This is a genomic window from Enterococcus sp. DIV1316a, from assembly GCF_050536915.1.
In the GTDB taxonomy this organism is placed as follows: domain Bacteria; phylum Bacillota; class Bacilli; order Lactobacillales; family Enterococcaceae; genus Enterococcus; species Enterococcus faecalis.
Genome location: NZ_CP172913.1, coordinates 158790 through 175718, shown reverse-complemented (window position 1 = coordinate 175718; position 16929 = coordinate 158790). Strand labels below are relative to the sequence as shown.

General features: G+C 39.9%; 18 protein-coding genes. 3 read left to right on the top strand and 15 right to left on the bottom strand.

The genetic code is table 11. From position 1 onward, the window contains the following. Positions 1-14: 14 nt before the first annotated feature. The 11 genes from rplB to rpsL all read right to left on the bottom strand — a co-directional run bounded on the left by rplB (position 15) and on the right by rpsL (position 10018). A complete protein-coding gene (rplB, locus tag IGL56_RS00800) occupies positions 15-845 on the bottom strand; it encodes a 50S ribosomal protein L2 (RefSeq protein ID WP_002356204.1) in 831 nt (276 codons plus the stop codon). Between the two features lie 39 nt (positions 846-884). Beyond that, complete coding sequence (locus IGL56_RS00795; RefSeq protein WP_002356203.1) at positions 885-1175, bottom strand: 50S ribosomal protein L23; 291 nt, start codon at positions 1173-1175, stop codon at positions 885-887. Then, positions 1175-1798 carry a 50S ribosomal protein L4 gene (gene rplD / locus IGL56_RS00790; protein ID WP_002356200.1) on the bottom strand — a complete coding sequence of 208 codons (624 nt, stop codon included), beginning with the start codon at positions 1796-1798 and terminating at the stop codon, positions 1175-1177. Before rplD ends, IGL56_RS00795 begins: the two co-directional genes overlap by 1 nt. Positions 1799-1823: 25 nt before the next feature. Continuing rightward, a complete protein-coding gene (gene rplC, locus IGL56_RS00785) occupies positions 1824-2453 on the bottom strand; it encodes a 50S ribosomal protein L3 (protein ID WP_002356199.1) in 630 nt (209 codons plus the stop codon). A 21-nt stretch (positions 2454-2474) separates the two neighbouring features. Continuing rightward, positions 2475-2783 (bottom strand): 30S ribosomal protein S10, encoded by a 309-nt coding sequence (rpsJ, locus tag IGL56_RS00780; RefSeq protein WP_002389727.1) that lies wholly within the window; start codon positions 2781-2783, stop codon positions 2475-2477. 348 nt (positions 2784-3131) lie between these two features. Beyond that, a complete protein-coding gene (locus IGL56_RS00775) occupies positions 3132-4298 on the bottom strand; it encodes an SAM-dependent methyltransferase (protein WP_002391607.1) in 1167 nt (388 codons plus the stop codon). Positions 4299-4569: 271 nt separating this feature from the next. After that, positions 4570-5394, bottom strand: coding sequence for a bifunctional hydroxymethylpyrimidine kinase/phosphomethylpyrimidine kinase (thiD, locus tag IGL56_RS00770; protein WP_002364530.1), 825 nt, complete (start codon positions 5392-5394; stop codon positions 4570-4572). Positions 5395-5575: 181 nt separating this feature from the next. Next, on the bottom strand, positions 5576-6763 hold the full coding sequence (gene tuf / locus IGL56_RS00765; protein ID WP_002356194.1) for an elongation factor Tu: 1188 nt from the start codon (positions 6761-6763) through the stop codon (positions 5576-5578). A gap of 150 nt (positions 6764-6913) precedes the next feature. Further along, entirely contained in the window at positions 6914-8995 is a 2082-nt protein-coding gene (gene fusA / locus IGL56_RS00760; protein WP_002356192.1) for an elongation factor G, read from the bottom strand. A gap of 83 nt (positions 8996-9078) precedes the next feature. Then, complete coding sequence (gene rpsG / locus IGL56_RS00755; protein ID WP_002356191.1) at positions 9079-9549, bottom strand: 30S ribosomal protein S7; 471 nt, start codon at positions 9547-9549, stop codon at positions 9079-9081. A gap of 55 nt (positions 9550-9604) precedes the next feature. Next, entirely contained in the window at positions 9605-10018 is a 414-nt protein-coding gene (gene rpsL, locus IGL56_RS00750; protein ID WP_002356190.1) for a 30S ribosomal protein S12, read from the bottom strand. Positions 10019-10362: 344 nt separating this feature from the next. Between rpsL and rpiA the strand changes: the two genes are divergently transcribed. From rpiA to gpmA, 3 genes are all read left to right on the top strand, one after another. Then, positions 10363-11043, top strand: coding sequence for a ribose-5-phosphate isomerase RpiA (gene rpiA, locus IGL56_RS00745; RefSeq protein ID WP_065813916.1), 681 nt, complete (start codon positions 10363-10365; stop codon positions 11041-11043). Between the two features lie 41 nt (positions 11044-11084). Then, positions 11085-11660: a recombinase family protein gene (locus IGL56_RS00740; RefSeq protein WP_002356188.1), complete on the top strand. Its 576-nt coding sequence runs from the start codon at positions 11085-11087 to the stop codon at positions 11658-11660. 174 nt (positions 11661-11834) lie between these two features. Continuing rightward, positions 11835-12521 (top strand): 2,3-diphosphoglycerate-dependent phosphoglycerate mutase, encoded by a 687-nt coding sequence (gene gpmA, locus IGL56_RS00735; protein WP_002359343.1) that lies wholly within the window; start codon positions 11835-11837, stop codon positions 12519-12521. A gap of 56 nt (positions 12522-12577) precedes the next feature. Here the strand turns inward: gpmA and IGL56_RS00730 are convergent, their stop codons facing one another. The 4 genes from IGL56_RS00730 to IGL56_RS00715 all read right to left on the bottom strand — a co-directional run bounded on the left by IGL56_RS00730 (position 12578) and on the right by IGL56_RS00715 (position 16708). Further along, a complete protein-coding gene (locus IGL56_RS00730) occupies positions 12578-13765 on the bottom strand; it encodes an iron-containing alcohol dehydrogenase (protein WP_002356186.1) in 1188 nt (395 codons plus the stop codon). A 128-nt stretch (positions 13766-13893) separates the two neighbouring features. Continuing rightward, positions 13894-14898, bottom strand: a complete 1005-nt coding sequence (locus IGL56_RS00725; protein ID WP_065813914.1) for a FecCD family ABC transporter permease — start codon at positions 14896-14898, stop codon at positions 13894-13896. After that, positions 14895-15905, bottom strand: coding sequence for a FecCD family ABC transporter permease (locus IGL56_RS00720; RefSeq protein ID WP_002356184.1), 1011 nt, complete (start codon positions 15903-15905; stop codon positions 14895-14897). The genes IGL56_RS00725 and IGL56_RS00720 overlap by 4 nt, the downstream gene beginning before the upstream one ends. After that, on the bottom strand, positions 15902-16708 hold the full coding sequence (locus tag IGL56_RS00715; protein ID WP_002356183.1) for an ABC transporter ATP-binding protein: 807 nt from the start codon (positions 16706-16708) through the stop codon (positions 15902-15904). The genes IGL56_RS00720 and IGL56_RS00715 overlap by 4 nt, the downstream gene beginning before the upstream one ends. Positions 16709-16929 lie beyond the last annotated feature (221 nt).

Here is a 16929-nt window from a genome sequence, read left to right as displayed (position 1 = left end):
CATGGTCAAAAAAATTATTTAGTACGACGACGAACGATAAGTTTGTCTGATTTAGCTTTTTTATTACGTGTTTTGTATCCAATTGCTGGTTGACCCCATGGAGATACTGGCGCTTTACGTCCAATTGGTGTTTTACCTTCACCACCACCGTGTGGGTGATCGTTAGGGTTCATTACGCTACCACGAACAGTTGGGCGTTTACGCATCCAACGAGAGCGGCCAGCTTTACCAATGTTGATTAATTCGTGTTGTTCGTTACCAACTGAACCGATTGTTGCACGGCAAGTTGCTAAGATCATACGAACTTCGCCAGAGTTTAAGCGGATTAATACGTATTTGCCTTCTTTACCAAGTACTTGCGCGCTTGTTCCAGCTGAACGGATTAATTGTCCACCTTTACCAGGTTTCATTTCAATGTTGTGGATAACTGTACCAACTGGAATGTTTTCCAATGGTAATGCGTTACCTACTTTAATATCTGCTTCTGGACCAGATACTAGGCGCATGCCTACTTCTAATCCTTTTGGTGCTAAGATGTATGCCTTAACCCCGTCTTCGTAATGAACTAACGCGATGTTAGCAGAACGGTTTGGATCGTACTCGATCGTTTTAACAACCGCTGCGACGTTATCTTTATTACGTTTGAAGTCAATCACACGGTATTGACGTTTGTGACCGCCACCTTGGTGACGAACCGTAATGCGACCGTTGTTGTTACGACCGGCATTGTTTTTTAATGGCTGTAACAATGATTTTTCTGGTGTTGAAGTTGTGATTTCAGCGAAATCAGAACTTGTCATGTTACGACGGCCATTTGTGGTAGGTTTGTACTTTTTAATCGCCACGTCTTATTTCCCTCCTACGTTGATATTGTTCAGGACTGCTTATTCAGCAGCTTCGAATAATTGAATTTCTTTTGAATCTTCAGTTAATGTAACGATCGCTTTGCGACGTTTTTTTGTATAACCTGCATATTTACCCATGCGTTTGAATTTTGGACGCACGTTTAAGATGTTTACGTTTGCTACTTTAACATCGAATGCTGATTCAACAGCTTGTTTTACTAAAGTTTTGTTTGCGCGAGTGTCCACTTCGAAAGTATATTTCTTTTCGTCCATAGCTAACATGGATTTTTCAGTGATCACTGGGCGTTTGATTACGTCTAGTAATTCCATTATGCAAGCACCTCCTCAATTTGAGTAAGAGCTGTTTGTGTTGCCAAGACTTTGTTAGCTGACACAACATCTAACACACTAACGTTATCAGAAGTTACTACAGAAACGTTTGGTAAGTTACGAGCTGATAAAGCTGCAAAGTCGTTACCATTTTCTAAAACAACTAATACTTTAGTATCGATAGACAAGTTAGCAAGAACTTGTTTGAATTCTTTTGTTTTTGGTGCATCGAAGCTTAAACCTTCTACTGCTACCAAGTTATTTTCAGCAACTTTGTCTGATAATACAGATTTCATTGCTAAGCGACGAACTTTTTTAGGAAGTTTGTAGCTGTATGAACGCGGTGTTGGTCCAAAGACTACGCCACCTCCACGCCATTGTGGTGAACGGATTGAACCTTGACGAGCACGACCAGTTCCTTTTTGACGCCATGGTTTGCGGCCACCGCCACGAACAGCGCTACGGTTTTTAACTGCGTGTGTTCCTTGTCTTAATGAAGCACGTTGCATGATGATTGCATCATAGACAACACTTTCATTAGGTTCGATTCCGAAGATTTCTTCATTTAAAGTGATTTCACCGTTTTGAGTTCCATCTTGTTTGAATAATGCTACATTCGGCATTCCTTAGTTCCTCCTTTCCCTACACTTATTTAGCTTTCACAGCTGATTTGATTGTGATTAAAGATTTTTTCGCTCCAGGAATGTTTCCTTTGATTAAGATAACATTTCTTTCTACGTCCACTTTAACAACTTCAAGGTTTTGAATTGTTACGCGGTCGCCACCCATACGGCCGGCTAGTCGTTTATTTTTAAATACACGGTTAGGCGCTACTGGACCCATTGACCCAGGACGACGGTGATAACGAGAACCATGAGACATAGGTCCGCGGCTTTGGCCGTGACGTTTGATTGCCCCTTGGAATCCTTTACCTTTCGTAGTACCTGTAACATCAACAACGTCTCCTGCTTGGAAAACATCTACTTTGATTTCTTTACCTACTTCATATTCTCCTAGCTCAACATTCTTGAATTCTTTAATGAAGCGCTTAGGAGCCGTGTTTGCTTTTGCAACATGACCTTTCGCAGGTTTGTTTGATAAAACTTCACGTTTGTCTTGGTAACCAACTTGGATAGCTTCGTATCCGTCAGTTTCAACAGTTTTTACTTGTAAAACTACGTTTGGCGTAGCTTCAACTACTGTTACTGGAATTAATTCACCAGACTCAGTAAAGATTTGTGTCATTCCCACTTTTTTCCCTAAGATTCCTTTGGTCATGAGTACACCTCCATCTTAATTTTATAGTTTGATTTCAATATTAACACCAGACGGTAAGTCAAGCTTCATTAGAGCGTCAACTGTTTTTGGTGTTGGGTTCACAATGTCAATTAGACGTTTGTGAGTACGCATTTCGAATTGTTCGCGAGAATCTTTGTATTTATGAGTCGCACGAATAACTGTGTAAAGTGAGCGTTCTGTTGGTAATGGAATCGGACCTGATACGTCAGCTCCAGTTCTTTTTGCTGTTTCCACAATTTTATCCGCTGATTGATCTAAAATACGGTGTTCATACGCTTTTAAACGGATACGAATTTTTTGTTTTGCCATCTTGTTCCCTCCTTCGCCTATTTTAAAAGTAGACATAGCTCCACGAAAATTTATCCGGCATGCTCGTTCATGGCAAAGCGTCCGAGCGTGTCGCAACCTCTCGCTTCACAGCCGGCAAATCAAATCGTTGATCTACCAATGCTTTTTACACTCCTGTAAACAGCACCTTTTTGATTATACTATGAAAGGATAGTGTTAGCAAGGATTTTCTGCGTTTTTTTGAAAGAATTTTTTCTTGTTTTGAAAAGCATTTGTTTTGTTTTTCAATTCTTTTCATTCTATTTTTATAAAAAAAGAATTTGAGATTCCTTTTTTACCAGAATCTCAAATTCTCTCTTTTTTATTCTATTAACCAATCCGGCGCATTGGAATATCATTGTTATCTGGATGAACCAATAAATATTGAATAACATCAATATTGCTTGCTTGGAATGAGGCTGCACATGCTTGCAAATATAAGTCCCACATTCGATAGAAGCGCTCGCCTTTTTCGTCAACAATTTCTGCTTCTATATTATGGAAGTTTTTTGTCCAATGTTCCAACGTCAATTGATAATCTCTGCGCAAACTTTCCAAGTCAATCACTTGCAAGTCGTTTTCTGTCATATGGCCGACTAGCTCAGTGACACCAGGAATATAGCCACCCGGGAAAATATAACGATTAATCCAAGCATTTTTAGCCCCACCTTGTTGGCGACTGATCCCATGAATTAACGCCGTACCTTTAGGCGCTAAATTCCGCTGAACGACGTCAAAATATTCATGTAGATTTTCCGCACCGACATGTTCAAACATCCCAACACTCGTAATATGGTCAAAAGACTCTCCTTTTAAATCACGATAATCCATCAATTTGACAGTCATTCGATCTTGTAGACCTTCTTTTTCTATAATATGGCGAATATGATGAAATTGCTCTTCACTTAATGTAATCCCAGTTGCTTTGGCTCCATATTCTTTCACCGCAGTTAAAATTAACGTGCCCCAGCCGCAGCCAATATCCAGTAAAGTGTCGCCCTCTTTGATAAACAATTTATCTAAAATATGATGAACTTTATTCACTTGCGCTTGTTCTAATGTATCTTCAGGCGTTTTAAAATAAGCACATGAATACGTCATTGTTTGGTCAAGCCATTTTTTGTAAAAATCATTTCCTAGATCGTAATGGCTGTGAATATCCTCTTGCGAACGTTTTTTTGAATGACTTTCTTTAGGAAGCCATTTAATAAATTTAGCATTGTGTAAAAAGCTATCCTTTTGGTTATACACATCATAAATCAGCGCTTGGATATCGCCTTCGATTTCAATTTTGCGATCCATGTAGGCTTCCCCTAAAGTTAACGAAGCGTTATTCAGTAAATCCTTCACAGGAATTTTTTCATTGAATACAATTTTAAAAACCGGATCCCCCGACCCTTGCCCATACTCTTTGACGGTACCATCCCAGTATGTGACTTGTGTCTTTTTTGAAAAAGACCATTTAAACAGTTGACTGTACGTTTCTTTTTCTAACATTGCATTCCCTCCATTAAATACCATTTGAAGCCAAAACAAAAAGAAGTCGCTTTCCGGTAGTTCGTCAAAACAAACACCACAGTCCGTTCTAAACTGAAGCACAGAAAAGTTATCACCCCTTCTATGTTCCGCTTCTTTTTTTGCAATTACAGTTCTATTCTACTCCTCTTTTAAAAATTTGAACATTCTTTTAACGTAATACCTACTATTGTTATTCTTTATCACAAAAAAACTAGAGCCAGTCCTTGACAGACTCCTCTAGTTCTAAATATTATGCTTTCTTACGCATCCGTTGTTCCGCATGAGTGTAAGCGCCATGCCATACGTGCCCCACATAAGGATTAACTTGAATACCGTGTTTAATCGCCGCTGCTACAAATTTTTTTGCTAAAGTTACTGCTTCTAACACCGAATAACCTTTCGCCAAGCCAGCTGTGATTGCCGCTGAAAAAGTACAACCTGCACCATGATTATAATCAGTTGGATATAATTCATTTTCCAAAAGATGTGCGGTGTGACCATCGTAAAATAAGTCCAGTGCTTTTTCACCAGCTAAGCGATGTCCCCCTTTAACCACGACATGCTTGGCTCCCATTTGTACAATTCGTTTTGCCGCTTCTTCCATCTCCGCCACGGAAGAAATTTCGCCTAAACCAGATAAGATGCCCGCTTCAATTAAATTAGGCGTGGCCACTAATGCTAATGGCAGTAAATCGTTTTTTAGGCCTTCCACACTTTTGGGTTGCAGAATTTGTGCCGTGCCCTTACAAGCAATGACTGGGTCAATCACGACTTTTTGAATTTTCTCTTGTTTAATGTATTTGCTAGCCATTTTAATATTTTGTTCATTGCCCATCATCCCTGTTTTCAAAGCCGCTACTGGACCGCCTGCAAAAACCGAAATCAATTGTTTTTCTAAGAGCGTTTCTGGCAATTCAGTTACTTCATGTGACCAACCTGTCGTAGGATCCATCGTCACAATCGAGGTTAAACTTGAAAATCCAAAAACTCCATACTCTTCAAATGTTTTTAAATCTGCTTGAATCCCTGCCCCTCCAGTTGAATCGGAGCCTGCAATCGTCAATACTTTTTCCATTAAATCACCTAACCTTTTTCTCCAAGTATACTGAAGAAACAAGTCTGCTAAAACAGCCAATTGGCTTATTTTTTAGCCAGCCAATTTCTAAACAAAAAAAAGACCAGAGAATAAATTCTCTGGTCTTACGTCCGAATACCCCAGTTTTTTACGCTGGTTAAAGCTATAGTTAAAAAGTTAATTATTTAACGATTTCAGTAACAACGCCTGAACCTACAGTACGTCCGCCTTCACGAATAGAGAAACGAGTTCCGTCTTCGATAGCGATTGGGTGAATTAATTCAACGTCCATAGCAACGTTATCACCAGGCATTACCATTTCAGTACCTTCTGGCAATTCTACAACACCAGTAACGTCTGTTGTACGGAAGTAGAATTGAGGACGGTAGTTAGTGAAGAATGGAGTGTGACGTCCGCCTTCTTCTTTTGATAATACGTATACTTCAGCTTTGAATTTTGTGTGTGGAGTGATTGTAGCTGGTTTAGCTAATACTTGTCCACGTTCGATATCTTCACGTGCTACACCACGTAATAAAGCACCGATGTTGTCGCCTGCTTCAGCGTAGTCTAATAATTTACGGAACATTTCAACACCTGTAACAGTTGTTTTAGATGTTTCGTCTTTAATACCAACGATTTCAACTTCGTCACCAACGCGAACTTCACCACGTTCAACACGGCCTGTAGCAACAGTACCACGTCCAGTGATTGAGAATACGTCTTCGACTGGCATCATGAATGGTTTGTCAGTATCACGTTCTGGAGTTGGGATATATTCGTCAACTGCAGCCATTAATTCTAAGATTTTTTCTTCATAAGACTCGTCGCCTTCTAAAGCTTTCAAAGCAGAACCTGCGATAACTGGAACATCATCGCCTGGGAAATCGTATTCTGATAATAAGTCACGAACTTCCATTTCTACTAATTCTAATAATTCTTCGTCATCAACCATATCCATTTTGTTTAAGAATACAACGATGTATGGTACACCAACGTTACGTGATAATAAGATATGTTCACGTGTTTGAGGCATAGGACCATCAGCAGCAGAAACTACTAAGATAGCTCCGTCCATTTGAGCAGCACCAGTGATCATGTTTTTAACGTAGTCCGCGTGTCCTGGGCAGTCAACGTGTGCATAGTGACGAGTTTCAGTTTCATATTCGATATGAGAAGTGTTGATTGTGATTCCACGTTCTTTTTCTTCTGGAGCGTTATCGATAGAATCGTAGCTTTGTGCTTCCCCGCCACCGTGTTTTGATAATACAGTAGCAATTGCAGCTGTTAATGTAGTTTTACCATGGTCAACGTGTCCGATAGTACCAATGTTAACATGGGATTTAGAACGGTCAAATTTTTCTTTTGCCATTTTGAATGTTCCTCCTAAAAATATAAATTTTATTGTTTGTTTTATATGTGATAGACGTTACTAAAAATCGTCTGATCATCATAAGCTATTTTACACGAAATCTTGAAAAAAGGATAGTTCTAAAAACAAACCTTTTATTCTCAAGGAAAATTATGCGTTGCCGCCGTTTTTCTTGATGATTTCTTCTTGAACAGACTTAGGTACGTCTTCATAGTGGTCAAATACCATCATAAATGTACCACGTCCTTGTGTTGCTGAACGTAATGTTGTAGCATAACCAAACATTTCAGCTAAAGGTACCATCGCATTAACGATTTGAGAGTTACCGTGTGCTTCCATACCTTCAACACGTCCACGACGACTTGTTACGTGTCCCATGATATCACCTAAGTAATCTTCAGGAACAGTAATTGTAACTTTCATCATTGGTTCTAAAATAACTGGGTTTGCATTTTTAGCCGCAGCTTTCAATGCCATAGAAGCAGCTACACGGAAGGCCGTTTCATTTGAATCGACATCGTGGTATGAACCATCGTAAAGTTTTGCTTTGATATCAACTAATGGATAACCAGCAAGAACACCGTTGTTCATAGAGTCTTCTAACCCTTTTTCAACTGCTGGGATGTATTCACGAGGAACCACACCACCGACAATTGCGTTTTCAAACTCAAAGCCTTTACCTTCTTCATTTGGTGTAAATTCAACCCATACGTGACCGTATTGTCCTTTACCACCAGACTGACGAACGAATTTACCTTCTGCTTTAGTCGCAGCACGGAATGTTTCGCGGTAAGATACTTGAGGAGCACCTACGTTAGCTTCAACTTTGAATTCACGTTTCATACGGTCTACTAAAACGTCTAAGTGCAATTCACCCATACCAGAGATAACTGTTTCACCAGTTTCAACGTTTGTTTCAACGCGGAATGATGGATCTTCTTCAGCAAGTTTTTGTAGAGCCACGCCCATTTTATCTTGGTCAGCTTTTGATTTAGGTTCAACAGCGACTTGGATAACTGGGTCAGGGAATTCAATAGATTCAAGAATAACTGGTGCATCTAATGCACATAATGTATCACCAGTTGTTGTGTCTTTTAGACCAACAGCAGCAGCGATATCACCAGAGTACACTTTGTCAATTTCTTGACGAGTGTTGGCGTGCATTTGTAGGATACGACCGATACGTTCTTTTTTGCCTTTTGAAGCGTTCAATACGTATGAACCACTTTCAAGGACACCAGAATAAACACGGAAGAAAGTTAAACGACCTACGAATGGGTCAGTCATAACTTTAAATGCTAATGAAGCGAAAGGTGCTTCGTCATCAGCTGGACGAGTTGTTTCTTCGTCTGTTTTAGTATCGATCCCTTTGATAGCATCGATATCTAATGGAGATGGTAAGTAATCAAGAACAGCGTCCAACATTAATTGAACCCCTTTATTCTTGAATGCTGAACCAGCTAATACAGGGAAGAACTCAACGTTGATTGTTGCTTGACGGATACCAGCGACTAATTCTTCTTCAGTGATTTCTTCACCTTCAAGATATTTCATCATTAAGTCTTCGTCAGTTTCAGCAACAGCTTCAACTAATTTTTCGCGCCATTCTTGCGCTTTTTCTAAATAATCTTCAGGAATATCAGTTTCTTGAATATCTGTTCCCAAATCATTTGTGTAGATTTCAGCTTTCATTTTAATCAAGTCAATGATTCCAGTGAAGTCTTCTTCAGCTCCGATTGGAATTTGAATTGGATGAGCGTTTGCTTGTAAACGATCATGTAATGATTCTACTGAATAGAAGAAGTCCGCACCGATTTTATCCATTTTGTTACAGAATACAATACGAGGAACTTTATATTCAGTCGCTTGACGCCAAACAGTTTCTGTTTGAGGTTCTACACCTGATTGAGAGTCAAGAACTGTTACCGCACCATCTAATACGCGTAGAGAACGTTGTACTTCAATTGTGAAGTCCACGTGTCCTGGAGTATCGATGATATTTACACGGTAGCCTTTCCACTGTGCAGTTGTCGCAGCGGATGTAATCGTGATACCACGTTCTTGTTCTTGTTCCATCCAGTCCATTTGTGAAGCACCTTCATGGGTTTCACCGATTTTATGGATTTTACCAGTGTAGTACAAGATACGCTCAGTTGTTGTTGTTTTACCAGCATCAACGTGGGCCATGATACCAATGTTACGAGTTTTTTCAAGTGAAAATTCTCTTGCCATTTTGTATGTTTACTCCTCTCTTTATTTAAATCGATTGTAAATTGACTTTCTGCTGCCACTTTACGCGACAGACAGAGAGGATCTTACCAACGATAATGAGCAAATGCGCGGTTTGCGTCTGCCATTTTGTGTGTGTCTTCGCGTTTTTTAACAGAAGCGCCAGTGTTGTTAGCAGCATCCATGATTTCTTTCGCTAGACGTTCTTCCATTGTGTGTTCACCACGTAGACGTGCGTAGTTAACTACCCAACGTAAACCTAAAGTTGTACGACGTTCTGGACGAACTTCAACTGGTACTTGGTAGTTAGAACCCCCAACACGACGTGCTTTAACTTCAAGAACAGGCATAACGTTTTTCATTGCTTGTTCAAAAACTTCCAATGGATCGTTACCTGTAGATTCTTTGATGATATCAAATGAATTATAGATAATGTTAGCAGCAATCCCGCGTTTACCGTCAACCATTACACGGTTGATTAAGCGAGTTACTAATTTTGAGTTATAAATTGGATCTGGTAAAACATCACGTTTTGCAACAGGACCTTTACGAGGCATCCGTAACTCCTCCTTCCGAAATATGATTTTTCAAGTTGTTATTGTCTTATTATAATTAAGCTTTAGGACGTTTTGTACCGTATTTAGAGCGGCTTTGTTTACGGTCGTTAACACCGGCAGTATCAAGCGCACCACGAACGATATGGTAACGTACCCCTGGTAAGTCTTTTACACGTCCACCACGTAATAATACCACGCTGTGTTCTTGTAAGTTGTGACCGATACCTGGGATATAAGCTGTAACTTCGATTAAGTTTGACAAACGAACACGGGCATATTTACGTAAAGCTGAGTTCGGTTTTTTAGGTGTCATCGTACCCACACGTGTACAAACTCCACGTTTTTGCGGAGAGTTAACGTTTGTTTGAGTTTTCTTAAAACTGTTATATCCTTTGTTTAAGGCTGGTGAATCAGATTTTTCTACTTTAGATTTACGAGGTTTACGTACTAATTGGTTAATTGTAGGCATTCCTTGTTCTCCTCCTTCCTTACTTCGCTTCTAGTTCCACACATCCAGGTGGTTCTTTTTTCGCGATAAAAAATAATGCAATCTCTGCACTCTTTATCAAATATGCTTTGATAGACAGTCAGCACGTCCCTATAAGGAACCTGTAGATAAAGCACCTTTGTTAGGATACCACGATAAGTATCAGCTGTCAACCCTCTTCTTTCGCCTTTCGAAAAAAAGATTTTCCTTCTATTTAAACGTACTTTTCCTTTAAAAATTTTTATGACTTTTTCAAAAACTTTCTATCTTTTTTAGTTAAATAACGGTACAATATCTTTGACTATTGAAGGGGGCGGAAAACAGCGATGAATCTGAAACAAATGGTAGGAATCGAAGCTGCAAAATATGTAGAAGACGGCATGATTGTCGGTTTGGGTACTGGCTCAACAGCAAAATTTATGGTAGACGAAATTGGTCGTCGCATAAAAGAAGAAGGATTGTCAATCGTAGGGGTTACTACTTCAAAAGAAACAGAGAAGCAAGCCTTGGCCTTGGGCATTCCTTTAAAAAATATTGATGAGGTTCCGTATGTAGATCTTACGATTGATGGCGCCGATGAAATCAGCGCTGATTTTCAAGGAATCAAAGGCGGTGGCGCTGCCTTACTTTTTGAAAAAATTGTGGCCACTTATTCAAAGAAATGTATTTGGATTGTGGATAAATCAAAAATGGTGGACGATTTAGGGGCTTTCCCGCTTCCAGTTGAGGTTGTTCCTTATGGCAGCCGCCAACTAGTGCATTTATTTGAAGAAAAAGGCTATCACCCAACACTTCGTTTAAACGCTGCTGGCGAAACATTAATAACAGATGGAGGCCACCATATCATCGATTTGCATTTAGAAAAAATTACAGATCCAGAAGCTTTGGGTTCTTATTTAGACAACTTGGTTGGCGTCGTTGAACACGGCTTATTTTTAAATATGGTTTCTATGGTAATCGTCGGTTATGAAGATGGACCGAAAACCTTACATGTTCCCGCACGTTAAGAATGTGTGAAAAAAGATTATTTATATAGGAAGGATAATATATGAAACGAATTGGTTATGCACGCACAACTATTATTGAAGACGATTTAAAAAATCAACTAACCACTCTCCAATCGTTTGGTTGTGATGATATTTTCCAAGAGACATTTGATCCTCAAGCGGAGATCAGTGTCTTAGACGAAGTCGAAAAACTTCTTTCTGCTGGGGATACACTTATTGTTTGTAAATTGCACCATTTAGGTAAAACAACCCGCCAATTAACAGACTTTATGAAAATGCTAAAGGAAAAACAAGTTGATTTTGTCAGCATTTCAGAAGGAATTGATACTCACCTTCCAACAGGTGAAGCCTATTTCCAATTAATGGAGAGCTTATCTGCGATGGAATGTGCACTAATTAAAGAACGAACACTCGTCGGGCTCCACAAAGCTCGTGAAAACGGAAAAGTAGGTGGACGTCCAAAAATCGATGGACGCACCGTCCGCAAAATCCGTGCATTATATTACGAAAACAAAGAAACAATCCAATTTATTTCTAATAAATGCGGCGTTTCGGTGGGCACTTGTTATAAGTACATCAATTTACCTGAGACAGATGTCGAGAGGTTGTATTCCTAAGAATAAAAAAGAAGTCCTTCAGATGGGGCTTCTTTTTTGATTCGATTTCACTCTAATTTTTCAGCAACTTTCACGTTTTTTTACTATTTTCCATTGGAAATCTTGCGCAAAACGGTGTACAATAAACGTGGAAATCTTATTTTCAGAAAACTAAACTCAAAGGAGAGCTTATACATGCCAAAATTAGTTTTTTCTCGTCATGGACTTAGCGAATGGAATGCCTTAAACCAATTTACTGGATGGGCTGACGTAGATTTAGCACCTGAAGGTGTTGAAGAAGCAAAAGAAGGCGGCCGTAAAATTAAAGAAGCAGGCATCGAATTCGACGTTGCTTATACTTCTGTTTTAACTCGTGCCATCAAAACTTGTAACTATTTACTAGAATACTCAGATCAATTATGGGTACCTCAAATCAAATCTTGGCGCTTAAACGAACGTCACTATGGTAAATTACAAGGACTAAACAAAAAAGAAACTGCTGAAAAATACGGAGACGAACAAGTCCACATCTGGCGTCGTTCTTACGATACTCTTCCTCCATTAATGGAAGCAACAGATGAAGGTTCTGCAGCAAACGACCGTCGTTATGCAATGTTAGACCAACGCGATATTCCTGGTGGCGAAAACTTGAAAGTTACTTTGGAACGTGCATTACCATTCTGGCAAGATGAAATTGCGCCAGCTTTAAAAGACAACAAAACTGTTTTAGTAGCGGCTCATGGTAATTCATTACGTGCTTTAGCTAAACACATCGAAGGCATTTCTGATGAAGATATTATGGATCTTGAAATCCCAACAGGTAAACCATTAGTTTATGAATTAAACGATGATTTAACTGTGAAAGAAAAATACTACTTATAAGAACTTGTTTCTTATTAACAAAAGCGGTTTGCCAAGGCAAACCGCTTTTTTATGGATTAAATAAATTGACTTTCGGTTAAACAATCTTTATAAATCGCTACTATATCCGCTGCATCCAATGGTACATAAGCCTTTTCGGCAATTGCACTATGGTCCACAGCTTGTTGTGCCATTTCTTCAAATTTATCTGCTTCGATGCCAACTTCTGGTAATGTCATTGGAATGCCACAAGCCACAAAGTAATCATACAATGCTTGAATACCTTTTTTCGCTGCTACTTCCTCTTCTTGTTCGACTATTCCCCAAACATTTCGAGCAAACTGTGCAAATTTGCCTACGGTTTGTTCAGACAAAACGTAATTCATCCAACGAGGCGTTAAAATTGCTAAGCCAATCCCATGCGTAATGTCATAAAACGCACTTAATTCATGTTCCATTGGGTGACAAGACCAAACACCTTGTTTGCCGCGCCCTGTTAACCCATTTAAGGCTAAACTACTTGCCCACATTAAATTAGCACGTGCATCATAATCTTCTGGATTTTCTAAAGCAATAGGACAATTTTTGATAACCGTTCGCATTAAGCCTTCTGACACAAAATCTTGGACGTCTGTGCCTGTCGAAATACTAAAATAGTTTTCAATCAAATGACTGAAAATATCCGCTGAGCCAGCTGCTGTTTGATTTTGAGGAACCGTAAAAGTATTCGTTGGATCCAAGAACGAAACTTTTGGAATCATATTCGGACCACCAAAGCCTAACTTTTGATTGGTTTCTAAGTTAGAAATGACAGCACCTGCGTTCATTTCACTACCTGTCGCTGCTAAAGTCAAGATGGTCACGATTGGTAAAGCAGGACCAGTATACCCTTTTCTGGCTGCAATGACTGTCCAGATATCTTCTTCCGAATAAAAGCCCGCAGCTATTGCTTTGGAACAGTCAATGGTTGAACCACCGCCAACTGCTAAAATAACATCGACTTGGTTTTCTTTACACAACTCAATTCCTTTTCTAACGGTTTCAATGCGCGGGTTTGGTTCGACACCGCTCAACTCAATCAGTGTATGCCCGTTTTTTTGGGCCAAATCAGTAATTTGTTGGTACAAGCCATTACGTTTGATACTACCGCCACCATAAACAAGTAAGACATTTTTGCCAAATTGATCTAACACAGCAGGTAATTCGTCTAAACGATCTTTCCCAAAACGGATGTCTGTTGGTACATAAAAATTAAAGTTTTCCATTCTTTCATCCTCCATTCAATCCTCTTACGCATTTATCATACTATTTTTTCAAAAATCCGCCAATAAAAAAGCCGAGCAAATGACAGTTGCTTTCACAACGACCGATTGACCCAGCTTTTGATTCTTTTTTATAACGAATTGCTTGTTTTGATTAACAAATAAAGAAAATAAGGCGCACCGATGATCGCAACAATAATCCCTGCAGGCATTTCTCCATTGCCAGGCAATAGCCGACCAATCGTATCACTAACCAATAAAAGTAAACTCCCAAACAACGCCGCCAATGGCAATACCTGTTTTTGTTGCGTAAAACCACATTTGCGAGCAATATGTGGCGCAAGTAAACCTAAAAAATTAATTCCCCCTGTAACGGAAATCGCTGATGCCGCCAACATCACCGCTAACAGCAACGAAACGATTCGTTCTTTTTTCACAGCAATACCTACAGAAATAGCTGTTTCGTCCCCCAATTGAAAAATATCCAACAGACGATGACGCTTCATCGCAAAAAAGAACCCGATGACTAGCCAAGGCAACAAAGCGCCCACAAAGAACCAATTACTGCCCCAGATACTGCCTGCTTGCCACATTGTAACAAAACGGTACTTTTCAGTGTCAATTTTTGATGTAATTAATAAGGTGAGTGCTGAAATACCCGTACTCAAAATGACACCCGCTAAGACCATTCGAACTGGCGTCAATCCTAAACGATGATGATACGCGATTACTAAAATCCCAACAGCCGCTAGCAAGCCGCCAACTAAGGCCACGAGCGGAAGTGCAAACATCGTGATACTTGTCGTTTCAATAAAACTAATAAACAAAATCACTGCCAAACCCGCACCCGCATTAATGCCTAAAATCCCAGTATCTGCCAACGGATTCCGAGTAATCCCTTGAAGAATAGCGCCGCTTAAGCCTAAAGCTGCGCCCGCTAGGACCGCAAGCACAATCCGTGGTAACCGAAAATCCCAAACTAACAGTTGTTTGGCCTGACTTCCCTGTCCCAAAAGAAGAGCTTTTAAATCCATGAAGGAAACAGATAATTCCCCTTGCGTTAAACTGATACAAGCAGTTAGGATAATCCCAACTATTAAGATAGCCACCCAACGGGACACTTTTTTCTGTGTCATCCTAGTTGCCCTCCTTTACGAAATAAATAAAGAAAGAATGGGATGCCAATTAAGGCCGTGATAATCCCAAATGGTGTTTCAAAAGGCGGATTCACCATTCGAGCGATTAAATCTGCCACCAAAACGAGGAGCGCACCACCTAACGCCGAGAACGGAATCAAGCGCCGGTAATTTTCTCCAGAAACTGTTCGCATCACATGAGGCACCACCAAACCAACAAAACTGACCGAGCCAACTAGCGCCACAGACAATCCTGATAAAAGCAAAATCGTTATACTGGCAAACAACCGAATACGCTGCGGATTTCGCCCCAAACCAATTGTTGCATCATCGCCAAACCGTAAAATAGTCACCGACGGACTAATCAGAATTGCTAATGCAAATGCGCCCAGAAAGATAGGGACGACTATTTTTAATTGTGCCCAAGAAATAACGCTGACACCGCCAAGAAACCAAAACGTTAACTCTTGACTCAAATTGAACTGAATGGCTAAGAATTGACTAAATGATAAAAAAAGGGCACTAATACCAGCTCCCACTAAGGTCAGACGCATGGGGCTTGCTCCTCGAATTGAATGATTAGAAAGATAATAAATCAGTGCCACACTCACGCCGGCACCAAGAAAAGAAACAACTAAAAGCCACCAATAACTTGCCTGAGGGAGGAAAGCAAAAACAAGCGCCAAGCCCAAGCCAGCCCCAGCATTGATACCCAGCAAGCCAGAATCTGCCAATGGATTTTGTGTAATCCCTTGCGCTAACGCCCCACTCACCGCTAAACTTGCCCCCACAAAAGCGGCCCCTAAAATCCGCGGCAACCGAACCGTTTGGATGACTTGATGCGCTTGATTGGTCGCATCGAAGTGCGTAAATGAATCAATAATCGTTTGAATCGAAACCGACGTCGCACCAAACATCAATGACAGAAGCATTGTCCCCAGTAGCAAAAAAAGACAGACAAGCAACACTTGCCATTGGTGTCTATAAAATCCGCTTATGCCTTTCATCCATCCAGCTCCATTTCCATCAACTCATAAGAAAGCACTAGTGGCCGCTGTGTCTGACTATGATAACTAATTTCTGCTTGAATAGCGAAAACATCTGCTAAGCCAGTAACAGTAATCACTTCTTGCGGTGTTCCCTCATTGATAATCTTTCCCTCTTTCATCGCAATCACGCGATCAGAAAAACGAGAAGCTAAATTAATATCATGAATCGTCATCACGATAGTTTTCTGATGTTCTTGATTAATTCGTTTTAACACATTTAAAATTTCTAGCTGATGCGCTGGATCCAAATAGGTGGTCGGTTCATCTAAAATTAAAATATCTGTATCCTGCACTAGCGCCATAGCAATCCAAACCCGTTGACGTTGTCCACCTGATAAAATCGCCACAGACTCTCTAGCTAATTCAGTTAAGCCTGTTAATTCTAATGCCCATTGTATGTACTCTTGATCTTCTGTGGTGACACTTTTCCAGCCCGATTGATATGGATACCGCCCGAAAGAGACGAGGTCAAAAACAGATAAATCGATTGTATTTTCTGGCGTTTGTGATAAGATCGCTAGTTCTTGCGCCACTTCTTTTGAAGAAAAATGTTGAAGTTCTTGGTTCTTAATGAACACCTTGCCTTTCTCAGCTGGCAAAATACGCGCAAGTGTTTTTAACAAGGTCGATTTGCCACAACCATTTGGTCCAATAATACTTGTAATAGTTCCCGCTTCAAATGAACAGTTCAGCGCTTCACTAATCACTTGACGACCATATCCTGTAGTTAAGTCCTCTGCCTCTAAATAATTCATAACCATTCCTCTTTAATTTTTCTGTCGTTATTTTACATTTATTGAGAATCGTTCTCACTCATTGTTCCTTGATTATAAAAGACCCTTCCTTAAAAAGCAATGTTTCTTCCAATCAAAAAAACGAATTATCTAAAAAATGCAACTTATTTGCTCAAAAAAGCAAGCGATGATTGACAAACGGTCGTTTTTAACTGATAATGAGAATCGTTATCAACTAAAAATAAAGG

Coding starts and splice junctions, on each gene's coding strand:
- IGL56_RS00795 (WP_002356203.1), bottom strand. CDS start 1,175: ATGGAATTACTAGACGTAATCAAACGCCCAGTGATCACTGAAAAATCC.
- rplD (WP_002356200.1), bottom strand. CDS start 1,798: ATGCCGAATGTAGCATTATTCAAACAAGATGGAACTCAAAACGGTGAA.
- rplC (WP_002356199.1), bottom strand. CDS start 2,453: ATGACCAAAGGAATCTTAGGGAAAAAAGTGGGAATGACACAAATCTTT.
- rpsJ (WP_002389727.1), bottom strand. CDS start 2,783: ATGGCAAAACAAAAAATTCGTATCCGTTTAAAAGCGTATGAACACCGT.
- IGL56_RS00775 (WP_002391607.1), bottom strand. CDS start 4,298: ATGTTAGAAAAAGAAACGTACAGTCAACTGTTTAAATGGTCTTTTTCA.
- thiD (WP_002364530.1), bottom strand. CDS start 5,394: ATGGAAAAAGTATTGACGATTGCAGGCTCCGATTCAACTGGAGGGGCA.
- tuf (WP_002356194.1), bottom strand. CDS start 6,763: ATGGCAAAAGAAAAATTTGACCGTTCTAAATCCCATGTTAACATTGGT.
- fusA (WP_002356192.1), bottom strand. CDS start 8,995: ATGGCAAGAGAATTTTCACTTGAAAAAACTCGTAACATTGGTATCATG.
- rpsG (WP_002356191.1), bottom strand. CDS start 9,549: ATGCCTCGTAAAGGTCCTGTTGCAAAACGTGATGTTTTACCAGATCCA.
- rpsL (WP_002356190.1), bottom strand. CDS start 10,018: ATGCCTACAATTAACCAATTAGTACGTAAACCTCGTAAATCTAAAGTA.
- rpiA (WP_065813916.1), top strand. CDS start 10,363: ATGAATCTGAAACAAATGGTAGGAATCGAAGCTGCAAAATATGTAGAA.
- IGL56_RS00740 (WP_002356188.1), top strand. CDS start 11,085: ATGAAACGAATTGGTTATGCACGCACAACTATTATTGAAGACGATTTA.
- gpmA (WP_002359343.1), top strand. CDS start 11,835: ATGCCAAAATTAGTTTTTTCTCGTCATGGACTTAGCGAATGGAATGCC.
- IGL56_RS00730 (WP_002356186.1), bottom strand. CDS start 13,765: ATGGAAAACTTTAATTTTTATGTACCAACAGACATCCGTTTTGGGAAA.
- IGL56_RS00725 (WP_065813914.1), bottom strand. CDS start 14,898: ATGACACAGAAAAAAGTGTCCCGTTGGGTGGCTATCTTAATAGTTGGG.
- IGL56_RS00720 (WP_002356184.1), bottom strand. CDS start 15,905: ATGAAAGGCATAAGCGGATTTTATAGACACCAATGGCAAGTGTTGCTT.
- IGL56_RS00715 (WP_002356183.1), bottom strand. CDS start 16,708: ATGGTTATGAATTATTTAGAGGCAGAGGACTTAACTACAGGATATGGT.